This is a genomic window from Planococcus sp. A6 (assembly GCF_028823615.1).
Classification (GTDB): Bacteria; Bacillota; Bacilli; order Bacillales_A; family Planococcaceae; genus Planococcus.
In genome coordinates this window covers 1-14477 of the sequence record NZ_JAPEHT010000080.1, presented here as the reverse complement: position 1 = coordinate 14477, position 14477 = coordinate 1, and the positions used below count along the sequence as shown (strand labels likewise).

Annotated in this window: 18 protein-coding genes and 2 pseudogenes; 18 read left to right on the top strand and 2 right to left on the bottom strand. The window is 49.7% G+C overall.

Annotated features, from left to right (window positions below):
• The 5 genes and pseudogenes from ON064_RS12325 to mtnN form a co-directional block, all read left to right on the top strand.
• A pseudogene (locus ON064_RS12325) lies at positions 1-186 on the top strand (SAM-dependent methyltransferase); the annotation flags it as partial.
• 27 nt (positions 187-213) lie between these two features.
• Entirely contained in the window at positions 214-837 is a 624-nt protein-coding gene (gene udk / locus ON064_RS12320) for a uridine kinase (RefSeq protein ID WP_058380962.1), read from the top strand.
• A gap of 81 nt (positions 838-918) precedes the next feature.
• Positions 919-1397 (top strand): annotated as a pseudogene (greA, locus tag ON064_RS12315) (transcription elongation factor GreA).
• A 120-nt stretch (positions 1398-1517) separates the two neighbouring features.
• Positions 1518-2246 (top strand): YrrS family protein, encoded by a 729-nt coding sequence (locus tag ON064_RS12310; RefSeq protein WP_274624993.1) that lies wholly within the window; start codon positions 1518-1520, stop codon positions 2244-2246.
• Between the two features lie 48 nt (positions 2247-2294).
• Positions 2295-2999 (top strand): 5'-methylthioadenosine/S-adenosylhomocysteine nucleosidase, encoded by a 705-nt coding sequence (gene mtnN / locus ON064_RS12305; protein ID WP_101190192.1) that lies wholly within the window; start codon positions 2295-2297, stop codon positions 2997-2999.
• Between the two features lie 56 nt (positions 3000-3055).
• Here mtnN and pssA read toward each other — a convergent pair whose 3' ends face one another.
• The gene (pssA, locus tag ON064_RS12300; protein WP_407951617.1) at positions 3056-3577 is read right to left on the bottom strand and encodes a CDP-diacylglycerol--serine O-phosphatidyltransferase; all 522 of its coding nucleotides are present in this window, start codon (positions 3575-3577) and stop codon (positions 3056-3058) included.
• 108 nt (positions 3578-3685) lie between these two features.
• Here pssA and ON064_RS12295 point away from each other — a divergent pair, with 108 nt between their 5' ends.
• The 12 genes from ON064_RS12295 (at position 3686) to ON064_RS12240 (ending at position 13041) form a co-directional block, all read left to right on the top strand.
• Positions 3686-4435, top strand: coding sequence for a phosphatidylserine decarboxylase (locus ON064_RS12295; protein WP_274624991.1), 750 nt, complete (start codon positions 3686-3688; stop codon positions 4433-4435).
• Between the two features lie 30 nt (positions 4436-4465).
• Entirely contained in the window at positions 4466-4996 is a 531-nt protein-coding gene (locus ON064_RS12290; RefSeq protein ID WP_370668411.1) for a YqeG family HAD IIIA-type phosphatase, read from the top strand.
• Positions 4993-6096, top strand: coding sequence for a ribosome biogenesis GTPase YqeH (gene yqeH / locus ON064_RS12285; protein ID WP_058380955.1), 1104 nt, complete (start codon positions 4993-4995; stop codon positions 6094-6096). Before ON064_RS12290 ends, yqeH begins: the two co-directional genes overlap by 4 nt.
• Positions 6097-6107: 11 nt before the next feature.
• Positions 6108-6932 carry a shikimate dehydrogenase gene (gene aroE / locus ON064_RS12280; RefSeq protein ID WP_274624990.1) on the top strand — a complete coding sequence of 275 codons (825 nt, stop codon included), beginning with the start codon at positions 6108-6110 and terminating at the stop codon, positions 6930-6932.
• A complete protein-coding gene (gene yhbY, locus ON064_RS12275; protein WP_274624989.1) occupies positions 6919-7209 on the top strand; it encodes a ribosome assembly RNA-binding protein YhbY in 291 nt (96 codons plus the stop codon). The genes aroE and yhbY overlap by 14 nt, the downstream gene beginning before the upstream one ends.
• On the top strand, positions 7206-7814 hold the full coding sequence (locus ON064_RS12270) for a nicotinate-nucleotide adenylyltransferase (RefSeq protein ID WP_274624988.1): 609 nt from the start codon (positions 7206-7208) through the stop codon (positions 7812-7814). Before yhbY ends, ON064_RS12270 begins: the two co-directional genes overlap by 4 nt.
• Positions 7768-8346, top strand: coding sequence for a bis(5'-nucleosyl)-tetraphosphatase (symmetrical) YqeK (gene yqeK / locus ON064_RS12265; protein WP_274624987.1), 579 nt, complete (start codon positions 7768-7770; stop codon positions 8344-8346). The genes ON064_RS12270 and yqeK overlap by 47 nt, the downstream gene beginning before the upstream one ends.
• Positions 8339-8677: a ribosome silencing factor gene (rsfS, locus tag ON064_RS12260; RefSeq protein WP_121300052.1), complete on the top strand. Its 339-nt coding sequence runs from the start codon at positions 8339-8341 to the stop codon at positions 8675-8677. The genes yqeK and rsfS overlap by 8 nt, the downstream gene beginning before the upstream one ends.
• The gene (locus ON064_RS12255) at positions 8674-9396 is read left to right on the top strand and encodes a class I SAM-dependent DNA methyltransferase (RefSeq protein WP_274624986.1); all 723 of its coding nucleotides are present in this window, start codon (positions 8674-8676) and stop codon (positions 9394-9396) included. The genes rsfS and ON064_RS12255 overlap by 4 nt, the downstream gene beginning before the upstream one ends.
• A gap of 344 nt (positions 9397-9740) precedes the next feature.
• Entirely contained in the window at positions 9741-10133 is a 393-nt protein-coding gene (locus tag ON064_RS12250; protein ID WP_274624985.1) for a helix-hairpin-helix domain-containing protein, read from the top strand.
• Positions 10134-10204: 71 nt separating this feature from the next.
• Positions 10205-10777: a ComE operon protein 2 gene (locus ON064_RS12245; RefSeq protein WP_058380948.1), complete on the top strand. Its 573-nt coding sequence runs from the start codon at positions 10205-10207 to the stop codon at positions 10775-10777.
• Between the two features lie 26 nt (positions 10778-10803).
• On the top strand, positions 10804-13041 hold the full coding sequence (locus ON064_RS12240; protein ID WP_274624984.1) for a DNA internalization-related competence protein ComEC/Rec2: 2238 nt from the start codon (positions 10804-10806) through the stop codon (positions 13039-13041).
• Between the two features lie 38 nt (positions 13042-13079).
• Here ON064_RS12240 and ON064_RS12235 read toward each other — a convergent pair whose 3' ends face one another.
• Positions 13080-13214 carry a YqzM family protein gene (locus ON064_RS12235; protein WP_082799234.1) on the bottom strand — a complete coding sequence of 45 codons (135 nt, stop codon included), beginning with the start codon at positions 13212-13214 and terminating at the stop codon, positions 13080-13082.
• Positions 13215-13392: 178 nt separating this feature from the next.
• On the opposite strand from ON064_RS12235, the gene holA reads away from it, so the two are divergent.
• Positions 13393-14427, top strand: a complete 1035-nt coding sequence (gene holA, locus ON064_RS12230) for a DNA polymerase III subunit delta (protein WP_274624983.1) — start codon at positions 13393-13395, stop codon at positions 14425-14427.
• Positions 14428-14477: the final 50 nt, after the last annotated feature.

Genomic DNA, 14477 nt, shown 5'->3' with positions numbered 1-14477 from the left:
ATCATTTATTGCGATAATATGTCGATGCATGGCATGGCAGAACAACCAATTAAAGAAGTGCCGAGACGCAAACGCACCATGATCCGCAACATCCGCTCGTTCCGTGAAACCATGGACGGGCATCCCGGGTTCGACTGCAAGCTTTTACCAGTCGGCGATGGGCTTCTCGTCTGCAAGAAAAAATGAAAATCGAAACACAAGGAGTTAACGTATATGTCTAAAAACAGACCGGTCGTCATCGGCATCGCTGGCGGTTCAGGATCAGGCAAGACCAGTGTCACCAATTCCATCTATGAAGTCTTCAAAGAACATTCCGTGGTGGTCATCGAGCAGGATTACTACTATAAAGACCAAAGCCACCTCGAGTTTGAAGAGCGCCTCGAGACCAACTATGACCATCCGCTCGCTTTCGATACGGATCTATTGATCAAGCATGTCAACGAATTGCTCGAACGGCGTGCGATCGAAAAGCCGATCTATAATTACGCGTTGCACACCCGTGCAGAAGAAAGTATTGTGATCGACCCGAAAGATGTTATCATTCTTGAAGGCATCCTGGTCTTGGAAGATGAGCGACTGCGTGAGTTGATGGACATTAAGCTATTTGTCGATACCGATGCGGACCTTCGCATCATTCGCCGCTTGATGCGGGACATCAATGAGCGCGGCCGCACGATCGACTCGGTCATCGAGCAATATTTGACGGTCGTCCGCCCGATGCACAATCAATTCATCGAGCCGACGAAGCGCTATGCAGACGTCATTATCCCGGAAGGCGGCCAAAACGAAGTCGCAATTGATCTAATGGTTACAAAAATTAAAACAATTCTTGAATAGATTGGAAATTTATAATAGAATGATACGAGACTGACGGGTGTTAGCGCATCCATAGTCAGCAGTTGAAGGAGTGGGAAGAGTATGGCAAACGATAAACAATTTCCGATGACAGCTGCCGGAAAGCAGAAGTTGGAAGATGAACTGGATTATTTGAAAACGGTCAAACGCAAAGAAGTGGTGGAACGCATTAAAGTCGCAAGAAGTTTCGGTGACTTGTCCGAGAACTCCGAATATGATTCCGCCAAGGAAGACCAAGCCTTTGTCGAAGGGCGCATTTCTACATTGGAATCCATGATCCGCAATGCGGTAATTATAAATGAAGAGGAAGCCGGCAACGATGTCGTGCGCCTCGGGAAAACAGTAACGTTTATGGAAATTCCAGACGGCGAAGAAGAAGCCTATACAATCGTTGCGGTTCTGCAGAAGCAGACCCGTTGGAAGGGCGTATTTCGAACGACTCGCCAATCGCCAAAAGCATGCTTGGCCGCACTGTTGGCGACCGTGTGAAAGTATTGACGCCAGGCGGGGAAATGGAAGTCAAGATCGTTTCGATCAATTGATGCACCCAGCCATTCCTTTGGGAGTGGCTGTTTTTTTGATGGATGAAACAAAACTTTAGTTGAAACGTCAAATTTGTCATGGGCTAAATATGATAAAATAATAGTAAAGGGGGGCATTGCATGTCTAACGAAGAAAAATCTTATCCCTCTCGTTTGAATAAGAATAAGAACAATAAAAATCGTTCGAATTCCATCCTGAATATCATGATCGCTTTAGTATTTACTTTGGTGGTTATCATCGGGGCGACATTGCTATTCGGAGGCGGCGACGATTCAGCAGATCCTGAATCGGCAGAAACAACGCCGGAAACAGAGAGCCAAACGAGCGGCGATGACGATCCGCAAGTGACAGCAGAAGAAAACGACCTCGAGGCTGAAGAGAAAGCTGAAGAGGAAGCCAAGGCTGAAGAAGAAGCCAAGGCTGAAGAAGAAGCTGCAGCTAAAAAAGAAGCTGAAGAAAAAGAAAAAGAAGAAGAGGAAGAAGAAGAAACCAAAGGCGGTACCATTACACGTGAAGAGTCCAACGACCCGATCGTCAGTGAAACCATCGTCAACACCAGCTGGGAGCCTGTCGGCACAAGCCAAAGCGGCGACCATGTTTCTTCATACCAGAAAAACTCGGTTGATTGGAACGAAAAAATTGAAGCGGTCACCTATGCTACCGGTTTGTCCCAGAATGATATGTATGTCATGATGGTCCAAAATGGCGGCGGGCCGCAAAAATCCATCGCGACAGTCCAGTCGAAAGACCAATCCGAGAAGTACCGCGTTTACCTTGAATGGGTAGACGGTGAAGGTTGGAAACCTGAGAAAATGGATGTACTCAAAACGCTGGACGGCGCCTATTAACAGGGCGCCGTTTTTCCGGCGTAATCATGGATGTAAGGAGCGGATATAATGAGAATCGGAGTAATCGGCGCAATGGAAGAAGAAGTAGAATTGTTGCGTAATCAATTAGCGAACACATCTGTCCGTGAAATCGCCAACAGCGAATTCACGACAGGTACATATAAAGGGCAAGAACTCATCCTGTTGAAAAGCGGAATTGGTAAAGTCAATGCGGCGATGACGACTACGATCCTGATGCAGGAGTTCAAGCCGGATCTCGTCTTGAATATTGGGTCTGCAGGCGGATTTGATGAGGAGTTGGAAGTCGGCGCAGTGGTCATTTCGGATGAAGTGCGCCATCACGATGTCGACGCGACAGTGTTCGGCTATGAGCTCGGGCAAGTGCCGCAAATGCCGGCTGCCTATATCGCCAATAAGGAATTGATCGAATTGGCGGTCCAAGCGGTTGATGAGATTGGTGAACACCAACATGCCGTCGGGCTTATTGCAACAGGCGACTCGTTCATGAGCGATCCCGAACGTGTGGCATTGGTGAAACAGCAGTTTCCAGAGATGAAAGCAGCGGAAATGGAAGCGGCTGCCGTCGCGCAAGTCTGTTTCCAATACGATACGGCGTTTGTCGTCATACGCGCCTTGTCGGATATCGCCGGCAAGGAATCCTCGGTCTCGTTCGATGAATTCCTCCCGGTTGCCGCCAAGCACTCGACGGAAATTGTCTTGCGCGTCATCGAAAAGATGCTCCAGCGCATATAAAAGAAATTTCATCCCAAAACAAGCAAAAAAGCATGAGGGCATCAAGCCCTCAGCTTTTATACTTTCCGTAATGAAAACGTGCTGATCATCAATAGTGAAGAGAACAATAGGATGAACATATAGACAGCGGGCGACCAATGGCCGAACCCGAAATATGACAAAGTTAGCACAGTTCCGGCAGCGGTGATCGGCAAGCCGGTGAAATAACCATTTGATTCAGTAATGTTAAAGCGTGCCAAGCGGAATGCGCCGCATGAAATATAGATAACGGTGAACACCATGCCGGCCAGCCCGAAATCCTGTAAAGCGAGCTGATGGATCAGCAATGCCGGTGCCACGCCGAACGAAATGATATCCCCCATGGAATCCAGTTGTTTGCCGAGTTCGGATTCCTGATCGTACTTTCTCGCGACCATGCCGTCAAAACGATCCAAAAATGCAGCGATAAAAATAAACAGCACACTATAACTGTAGTATTCGTTCAAAGTCGCCATTAATGAGGCGCCGCCGAACACCATATTGCCGATTGTCAATGTGTTGGCTGCCTGGCTTTTCAGCCGTTTAATGGTGTGGTCCATTTTGTCGATCAATATCAATGCAAGCGCTCCTTTTTTCGATAGGCTTTCGTCAATTATACTGCGAATCGACAAAAAATGGTAGACTATTTTAACGACGGAGGTGCAAGCATGAAAAAACGCCTATACCAATCGATGATCGAATTGGGCAATGGAAAAACCAGTTCTGCTGCGTTGAAACGCTTTGCCCAATCAGCAATCAGCCGAAAGCTTATTCCTGGATTCATCAATGCTTATAAAATTGAACTCGGCGATATTAAGCGGCCGAGCGGCGAATACACGAGTTTACATGACTTTTTTACGCGCAGTTTGAAAGTAGACGCGCGGCCGATTGCCGATGCCGGACTGGTATCTCCGGTCGACGGTCGCCTCGAGATCCATGGCGCTATTCAAGGCGATAGCCAGTTCATGGTCAAAGGCATCGAATATTCACTCGCTGAACTGCTCGGCAGCAAGCAATCGGCGAAGCGCTACCTGGATGGCCAATATGCGATTCTTTATTTGTCGCCCGCAGATTACCACCGCATCCACAGTCCGGCAGACGGCGGAGTCGTGAAGCAATATATGCTTGGCGAAAAATCCTACCCGGTCAACCGGCTTGGGCTGACATACGGGAAATCGCCGATCAGCGGCACGACGCCGCATGGCCGCGTATTGGTCGTGAAAGTCGGTGCGATGTATGTCAACTCCATCGAATTGAAGGAGTTCGGAAAGGAATGGAAAAAAGGCCAGGAAGTCGCTTATTTCAGCTTCGGTTCAACGGTCGCTTTATTCTTTGAAGGTGAGCATCTTCAATTTGATGCGAAAATCCATGACGGCGACCGTGTCAAGGTGGGAGAACCCCTTGCATATATGGTATAATCAATGGACTTAAGTCCCTAGAAACAGGAGTTGTTATGTGTGTATCGATATTTTATTCCAAGGCAATACGTTAAAGAAGTTTTTGACATTACACCTGAGTCATTGAAAGAAAAAGGGGTACTTGGCATCATCACCGACCTGGACAATACATTGGTCGAATGGGACCGCCCTGAAGCGACGCCGCGATTGATCGAATGGCTGAAATCGATGAAAGATGCTGGAATTCAAGTGGTCATCGTTTCCAATAATAATGAAATGCGCGTGAAGTCATTCGCTGACCCGCTCGGCATCCCGTTCATTCACCAGGCGAGAAAGCCGATGGGCAAAGCGTTCCGCAAAGCGCTGAAAATCATGAGCGTCAAGCGCGAACAAGTCGTCGTCATCGGCGACCAGATGCTGACCGACATTTTTGGCGGAAACCGCAATAAGCTTCATACGATCCTGGTGTTGCCGGTCGCGCAATCGGACGGCTTCTTTACGCGTTTCAACCGGATGGTCGAGCGACGGATCATGAAGAGATTGAAAGAAAAAGGACAATTGATGTGGGAGGAAGAAAATTGACAGAAATGCCATATTGCATCGGTTGCGGTGTACAGATCCAAACAGAGCGGAAAGACGATATCGGCTACGCGCCGCCGTCTTCGCTCGATAAAGAAGAAATTATTTGCCAGCGTTGCTTCCGTTTGAAAAACTATAACGAATTGCAGCCGGTTTCCTTGACGGATGACGATTTCCTGCGTATTTTGAACGGCCTTGGGGAACGCAAAGGACTGATCGTAAAGATCGTTGACATTTTCGACTTTAACGGCAGCTGGCTTCCGGGCTTGCACCGCTTTGTTGGAAACAACCCGATTTTGTTGATCGCCAACAAAGCGGACTTGCTCCCGAAATCGGTCAAAGAGAAAAAATTGATCAATTGGATGAAGCAGGAGTCGCGTAAATTGGGCTTGAACCCGATTGACATTTTAGCTGTTTCCGCCCATAAAGGAACCGGCGTCGCAGAAGCGATGGATGCGATTGAACAATACCGTGACGGCGGCGATGTATATGTCGTTGGCTGTACGAATGTCGGGAAATCGACATTCATCAACCGTGTCATCAAACAGGCGACAGGCGAAGGGGATGTCATCACGACTTCCCATTTCCCTGGCACGACGCTTGATATGATCGGCATCCCGCTTGATGATGAGCGCTCGCTATTCGATACACCGGGCATCATCAACCATCATCAGTTAGCACATCATTTGCACACGGAAGACCTGAAGGCGATCATGCCGAAAAAAGAGATCAAGCCGCGTGTGTTCCAACTGAATCCGGAACAGACATTATTCATCGGCGGGTTGGCACGTTTCGATTTCATTAGCGGTAAACGTTCATCGTTCACGGTACATGCCGCTAATTCACTGAACATCCACCGGACCAAATTGGATAACGCAGATGACTTATATGAACAGCACCTGGGTGGCATGCTTGCCCCGCCATCCGCTGAATATAAAGAAGATTTCCCTGAATTGGTGCGCCATGAATTCCGCATCAAAGAAGGCAAGACAGATATCGTCTTTTCCGGGCTCGGCTGGATCACGGTCCAGCATGATGACGTGACGATCGCAGCCCACGCACCAAAAGGGGTAGAAGTCATCGTCCGCCCGTCGCTTATATAGGAGGTTTTACAATGAAGAAATGGTATGCGGTCATCGGAGATCCGATCTCCCATTCATTATCGCCTTTTATGCACGATCATTGGTTCGAAAAACACGGCATCGATGCTTCTTATATCCCGGTGCATGTCGAACCGAAACAGCTGGAAGAGGCGTTTCATTCGATGAAATTGCTTGGCATCAGCGGGTTTAATATCACCTTGCCCCACAAGCAGGCGGCAATCCCGTTATTGGATGAGCTGGACGACACGGCACGCATCATGAATGCGGTCAATACAGTCGCAAATAAAAACGGGCGTTTGATAGGATTCAATACAGATGGCGACGGGTTTGTCCGTTCGCTATTGAGTTACCCTGTCGATAAAGATCGTGCATTGCTGGTGATCGGTGCGGGCGGTGCAGCAAGAGGCATCAGTTTTGCGCTCTCGCGTGCCGGATTCAGCAATATCACCATCACCAACCGAACGTTTCGCAGGGCGCAAGAACTCGCGGATGAAACCGGCAGCAAGGCGATGGTGCTGGCTGATGCCGAAGCGAACCTGAGCGAATTCGCTACGATTGTCCAGACGACTTCTGTCGGATTGACCGAAGAAGCGTTGCCGCTGTCAATGACCCATCTCGGAAGCGGCTCAGTCGTTGCGGACATCATTTACAACCCACTTAAAACGCCATTTCTGAAAGAAGCAAAAGCGAAAGGCTGCCTGGTGCTGAACGGCGTCGGCATGTTCGTCAACCAAGGCGCCATCGCATTCGAAAAATGGACAGGCATCCGTCCGGATACAGAAGAAATGATTCAATTGATTACGGAAAAATTAGGAGGAAATCATGTTAACAGGTAAACAAAAACGTTTTTTAAGAAGTGAAGCGCATCATTTGGACCCGATTTTCCAAGTCGGAAAAGGCGGCGTCAATGAAGCGATGCTCGTACAGATCGGGGAAGCCCTTGAAAAACGCGAACTCGTAAAAATTAGCATTCTGCAAAATAATGAAGACGGCAAGCACGAAGTGGCCAAGCATCTGGCAGAGGGAACAAAAGCGGAATTGGTGCAATTGATCGGCCATACTGTCGTTTTGTACAAAGCGTCCGTCAATAATAAGCGGATTGAGCTTCCGTGAATAAACGCAAAATCGGCATTCTCGGCGGCACGTTCAACCCGCCGCATTTCGGCCATTTGATCATGGCGAATGAAGCCTATTATGCACTGGGCTTGGACGAAGTGCGTTTCATGCCGAATGCCATCGCCCCTCATAAGGAATCGAACGGCATCGATACAGAGACGCGTGTCGAGATGACACGACTGGCCATCGGGGGACAGGCCCATTTCCGCCTTGAAGACATCGAAGTGTCAGGCGGCGGGGTCTCGTATACGTACGAGACGATGGTCAAGCTCCTCGAACGGGAGCCAGAATGTGAATTTTATTTCATTATCGGCGGCGATATGGTCGAAAGCCTGCATACTTGGCACCGCATCGGCGAGCTGGCTGAATTGGTCCAGTTTGTCGGCATCGGACGGCCGGGTTATATCGCTGAAACCGAATATCCCGTGATGATGATCGATTCCCCTGAAATGCATTTGTCCTCGACGATGCTGCGGGAGCGCGTCGTGGCCGGCAAGCCATTGACTTTTTTCGTTCCCGAACAAGTGGAAACTTATATCCGGAAGGAGCGATTATATGGACCCGAGCCTGATGCTCCAAAAAGTCAAAGAACGCCTTCCTGAAAAACGCTTCAACCATGTGTTGGGCGTAATGAATACGGCGGTCGCACTTGCCAAGCATTACGGCGTGCCGGAAGAACAAGCGCGCATTGCTGCTATTCTCCATGACGTAGTGAAGTTCGCCGACCGTGAATGGATGCGCGGCATTATCGAAAAAGAAAGCATGGATCCGTTATTGCTCGACTATCATCACGAATTATGGCATGCTCCGGTAGGCGCGTATGTAGCCAAGTATGAATTCGGAGTCAAAGATGAAGAAATCCTTGACGCGATCCGCTATCATACGACAGGGCGTGCAGGCATGTCGGATCTTGAAAAAATCATTTACATTGCAGACATGATCGAGCCGAGCCGCAAGTTTCCGGAAGTCGACCGGTTGAGAGCCATGAAACACGATGGCCTTGACCGCTTGATGGAAGCCTCAATCCGGCAATCGATCGAATTTCTCGCATCAAAAAATCAGCCGGTTTATCCGGATTCCTTGAAATGCCTCGAGCATTTTGAGCAACAGAAAGGGAACGTGAAGAATGACTAAAGATACATTATTGCAAGTGGCGTACCAAGCCGCAGAGGATAAAAAAGCAGAAGATATCGTTGTATTGAATATGGAAGGTATTTCGCTTTTGGCGGATTACTTCCTGATCTGCAGCGCGAACTCGGATCGCCAAGTACAATCGATCGCCCGTGAATTGATGGAGAAAGCCGGAGAAGCCGGCTATGAAGTCAAAAGTGTTGAAGGCTTCGATGCAGCGCGTTGGGTCTTGGTCGACCTTGGCGATGTCGTGGCACATGTCTTCCATCGCGATGAGCGCTCGTATTACAACCTAGAGCGTCTATGGCGCGACGCCCCGCAGCTCGAAGTATGAACTACGGACGGTTTGCAGCAGTTTACGACGACTTGATGGAAGATATTCCATATGAACAATATGTGGAATGGATTGCTGAAACGATGCGCTCTGGATCTGTACTCGATCTTGCGTGCGGCACAGGCGTGCTGTCTGAATTGATGGCTGAACTCGGCTATGACGTGACGGCGAGTGATTTATCCGCTGACATGCTTACCGTTGCACAGAAGCGCTTCAAAGAATCGGCGCTGGATATTCCAGTGCTTCAATTGTCGATGGACAACCTGGAAGGTTTGGAAGGCTTCGATGCCGTGACGATCGCGATCGATTCGTTGAATTATTTAGCGAAAGAAGAGCAAGTCAAAAAGACATTTGAGCAGGTGTATGCGGCATTGAATGCGGGTGGATATTTCTTTTTCGATGTCCATTCGGTATTCAAGGTCGATGAGATTTTCATGCATAGCCCGTTCGTGTACGATGGGGAAGATCTTGCCTATATGTGGCACACAGAAAAAGGCTCAGCGCCTCACAGTGTCATTCACGATTTAACGTTTTTCGTGCGTGAAGGTTGGATGTTCGAGCGCTTTGAAGAAACGCATGAGCAACGGACTTTCCCGGTTGACGTTTACAAAGAATGGCTCACGGAAGCCGGATTTACGGTGGAATCAGTGACTGCTGATTTCACTGCGGATGCACCTAATGACGAAAGCGAACGGATCTTTTTCCGCGCGAAAAAATAATCAGCAACACCAAACCCGCATATTTTTATATGCGGGTTTTTTCATGGAATGATGGACTTCCGATCGGTTGTTATTATATAATTCAGACAGCTTCAGCTGTTTGCTTTCTGCGGAAACGAGGGATGCCCACTGAATATTTCTCCGCAATTTGCCAAATACGGTCGCGTCGTTGTGCCGCTTGCCGCCATTTTGGTGCTTCTCTATTTCTTTCTCCTGCACGAACCCCCTGAGGCCACGAGCCTCGACGAACTTACTTCTGAAACTACCGAACAGCGCCGCCAGCAGAAACCGAGGCGTCGATCCCGACAAGCGTCATGATTGACGTGAAAGGCGCTGTCCAAAATGTGGGACTGTATGAGTTGCCTGCCGGTTCGCGTATCAACGATGCCATCGAAGCTGCCGGAGGCTTTTTGCCAGAAGCAGACAGCCGCTCGATCAATCTGGCAGTCATCGTGCTGGATGAATCAGCGGTCTATGTGCCGAAACAAGGCGAAGAAAGCTCTGAGCTGCCAGGTGCAACGCCTGGCGGCAGCGCAGAACCGGGCCTTATTAATTTGAACACGGCAACCGAAGCTGAGTTGACCGAACTTCCTGGAATCGGGCCGGCTAAAGCAGCGGCCATCGTGGCGCATCGGACTGAAAACGGCCCCTTCAAAAGCACTGAGCAATTGATGGACGTGACAGGCATCGGCGAAAAGAGCTTTGAACAATTGAAGGAATTGGTCCGTGTCAGGTAAGGACGGACGGCCCTTGACGAAACAACTGCCTCTGCTACACTTAATTTAACGAAACAGCAGGGGGCAATCAGATGAAGCGAATAACGTGGGATCAATTTTTTATGGCTCAAAGCCATCTTTTAGCGCTAAGAAGCACTTGCACAAGGCTGGCCGTCGGAGCGACGATTGTCCGGGACCGGCGCATCATGGCTGGGGGCTATAACGGCTCGATTTCGGGTGGGGACCATTGCATCGATAAAGGCTGCTATGTCGTCGATAACCATTGCGTGCGGACCATCCATGCGGAAATGAATGCACTATTGCAATGCGCGAAATACGGTGTCAGCGTCAGCGGCGCCGATATGTATGTCAGTCATTTCCCTTGCCTCCAATGCACGAAATCCATTATCCAGGCAGGCATTTCACGCCTCTATTATGCGGCTGACTACAAAAATCACGAATACGCCATCGAATTGCTGGAACAGGCAAATGTCGAAGTGATCCAAGTGATGTTCGATGAACGGACAATCGATTTCCTCAGCGTCGAGAAAACGGCATTGTATATGGAATTGATTGAACAGCTTGGCGCAAAAGGGGCGAGCGAAGAAGAGTTGTCCCATTATAAAGAACGGGTGAAGGAATTATTTGGAGAACTTCTTGTTTAACGGAAGCGTGATATGCAGCAATTGCGGTGGCAATTGCCGCACAAGCAGCACATGGCTCAGCTGATAAGCTTTTGCTCATGGTGCTGCTTTTTTGCTGGATGATATACCGGAAAGAGCGTAGAGTTTGGCTGGCAATCGTTTTAGCGGTGTCATTGATTTCCTACATTAATATCGATGCCCGTTTGGTGGAAGGGCCCTTGTTAACCGGAAGCTTTCAAGGTGCGCTTGTTTTCGATGAACTATCCATCGATGGAGACCGCCTGTCTGGATTTGCGACTGCTGGTTCCGGCCAAATCATTTATGCGAGCTACCGGATCCAATCGGTTGAAGAACAGCAGCGATTGCAGGCATTGGGCCCATCTGCGACGCTGCAAGTGATAGGAACATTTACGGAGCCGAAGCCGCCTGCCCATCCATACGCGTTTGATATGGCGGGCTATCTGCAGCGCCATAATGCAACTGGCATGCTTGAAATCGAAACGCTCGATTCGACGACACCAGGCATAGGTTTCCGTGCCCGTTTGGCCAGGCAACGCAGCGGGTTGATTGAACACATTGAGTCGTCCTTTCCCCAATCGTTGACAGCAGAAGCCCAGGCGCTGTTGCTCGGGGATCGCAGCGGCATGGATGCAGAGCAAGCCAGGATCCAGCGGACGCTTGGCATCACCCATCTTTTTGCAATCTCTGGTTTGCATGTGGGTATCGTCAGCGGCATGATTTATTTTGTATTGCTGCGCTTACGGATCAGGAAAGAAAGCGCAACGGTGTTATTGCTGATTGTGCTGCCTTTGTATGCCGTGATGGCGGGAGCTGCCCCATCGGTCCTAAGAGCTTGCGCCATGGTCGTTTTCGTGTTGGCCGCTCGGCTTTTTGGGCTGCATGTGTCGGCCATTCAAGCCTTATCGGCGAGCTTTATCTTATTTTTATGGATCGACCCCGGCCTGCTGCAGGATATCGGCTTTCAATTGTCTTACGGGGCAAGTTTCGGGATCATCGCCTCGCTGAAACTGATGGAAGGGGCTTCTTTTATCAAAAGCGGCTTGATTGTCACGGCCGTATCCCAGCTATGTTTGTATCCTCTTTTGCTATTCCACTTTTTTGAAATCTCCCTATCCTCCTTTTTAGTAAATGTCATCTATGTCCCGTTGTTCACGCTGCTGGTTTTACCGGCAAATTTCATTTTATTGGCTGCGAGCTTTTTACCGCTGGGCGTCGATGCCGTACTTTTTGCGGCCTATGAGCCGTTGCGCAGCTGGATTGAAGGGCTGACTGCGTCTTTAGCGGGCTTGCCCCGTCAAGTATGGACGCCGGGCAGGCCGTCTACTGGCTGGTTGTGGTTCATGGGTGCCAGCGTGCTGCTGTTTTTTGTCCGGGCGGAAAAACGCTTCCGCCTGCGTTTATTGCTCATCCTGCTCGTTCCAGCATTACTTCTGACAATGAAGCCTTATCTCGATCCGAGGCTCCACGTCAGTTTTATCGATGTCGGGCAAGGCGACAGCGCATTGATTGAGCTGCCTTATCGCAAAGGGCTGTATTTAGTCGATGCCGGGGGCGTCTTGCGATTTGATGGTGAGCCGTTCCAGGAAAAGAGCCGCCCGTTTGAAGTGGGGCGTCAAACCGTGGTGCCATATTTGAAAGCGCGGGGTATATCGAGTATCGATCTTTTCATCTTGAGCCATCCGGATGCAGATCATGCTGAAGGGGCGGATGAGGTCTTTGAAGAACTGGCTGTGGAGCGTCTGCATATTACGCCAGGATCAGAGGAAAATGCTTTGATGACAGCACTCGCCCCGTCAGCCCGTGAAGCGCGTGTGGAATTGCCGATGAGCGGTGCAGGCTGGCGAGTGGGCGAAACGCAATTTTCGTATTTATCGCCGGTAGATGATTTATATGAAGGCAACGACGATTCACTGGTGTTGCTGATGGAGCATCAGGGGCAGCGATTCCTCTTTACGGGAGATCTGGAAAGTGAAGGCGAATCTGGGGTGGTGGAGCGTTACAGTGAACAACTAGCCGACATGACGGTCCTGAAAGTCAGCCATCATGGAAGCAAAACATCGAGCTCACAACTTTTTCTGGAAGCCTTGCGTCCGCAAGTTTCAGTCGTTTCAGCAGGGATCGACAACCGCTATGGGCATCCAAGCCCAGAAGTGACGGCGCGTTTTGGCGAATTGGGTCTACGGCTCTTGTCGACGGCTGAAAACGGGACCATCCGCATGACGATCGAAGATGGGCACATGACAGTTGACGCCAGCAGAAAATAAAGTACAAGCCCCGGCCTATGCCGGAGCTTTTTTTGTAATCAGCGGGCTACGAATTGTACGACGCCAGCGATGATGAAAATAAGTGCGAAGAAACCAAAGGAAACGACGAAGCCCATCCCTGCATCGATGGCATCGTTGCGTTTGGACTGAACGTTCTGTTCAAATTCATTCATTGAAAATCCCTCCTAGTTGATTTTATTATAAGGGAACGATAACGAAAAATCCATATCGAACTAAACAATGTCCGCTGATTTTGACCGACGTCACACAACTGTCAAAAGCGGACTTGTCCTGTGAGGCAGACCGATGCGGCGAAATCCGGTATAGTTAAGGGCAGAGGGAGTGAAACGTATGATTACATCAATTTGGAAGTCGATACGCGCGGATAAAATCGATCCGGTTTACCTGATCGTCGGGACGGAGAGCTATTTCATCACCAAGACGATCGAATTGCTGAAAGCGCAAATGGCGGAAGCAGGGGAAACGGATGTCTCCAATTTCGACTTGGACGAAGTGCCGGTCGGCCATGTGTTGGAAGAAGCGGACACGATCCCGTTTTTCAGCGACCGCAAGCTGATCATCGCGCGCAATGCTGCGTTCCTTAAAGCGGCGGAACGCGGGAAAGAGAAGATCAACCATGACCTCAAATCCTTGGAAGCATGGCTCGAAAATCCCCCAGCGACGAGCGTGACGGTTTTTGTTGCGCCTTATGAAAAATTGGACGAACGCAAAAAAATCGTCAAGCTGATGAAAAAGAATGTCGTGCTTATCGAAGCGAAGTCGCTGCAGCCGCATGAACTGGAAAGCTGGATTGCGCACGAGGCAAAATCCCATGGTAAAACATTGGAGCGGCAAAGTGCGCAAAAGCTCATTGAAATGGCGGGCACCAATTTGACTTTGCTCGCATCAGAAATCGAGAAGATGTCCTTGTACCTCGGCTCGGAAGAAGAGGAGATTACAGAAGCGCTCATCGAAGACATGACGGCGCGGACGCTCGAGCAGGATGCGTTCAAGATGCTGCAGGCTTATCTCGACGGGGACATACAGACGGCGCTCAGCGTCTATTACGACTTGCTGCGCCAAAAGGAAGAGCCTGTCGCACTCGCCGCACTGCTGGCGTCGCAGATCCGCTTCATGGTGCATGTCTATTACCTGCAGAAAAAAGGCTATCATGCGCAGCAAATCTCCAAACAGCTTAAAGCGCATCCTTACCGCGTTAAACTGTTGGTGGAAAAGCGCCGTCAGATTTCGGAAGCCCGATTGCTTCAAGTGCTCGGCGATTTGGCGGACATCGATTTGCAATTGAAGACCGTTTCAGGGAATCGGGAGCGGGTGCTGGAATTCTTCCTCATGAAACGCGCTGGGCATGCGAAGAAATCCTCTTGAATATGAATCACCTAGTGAACAAAAGCGTCGCCTGCTCTAGCTGGCAACGC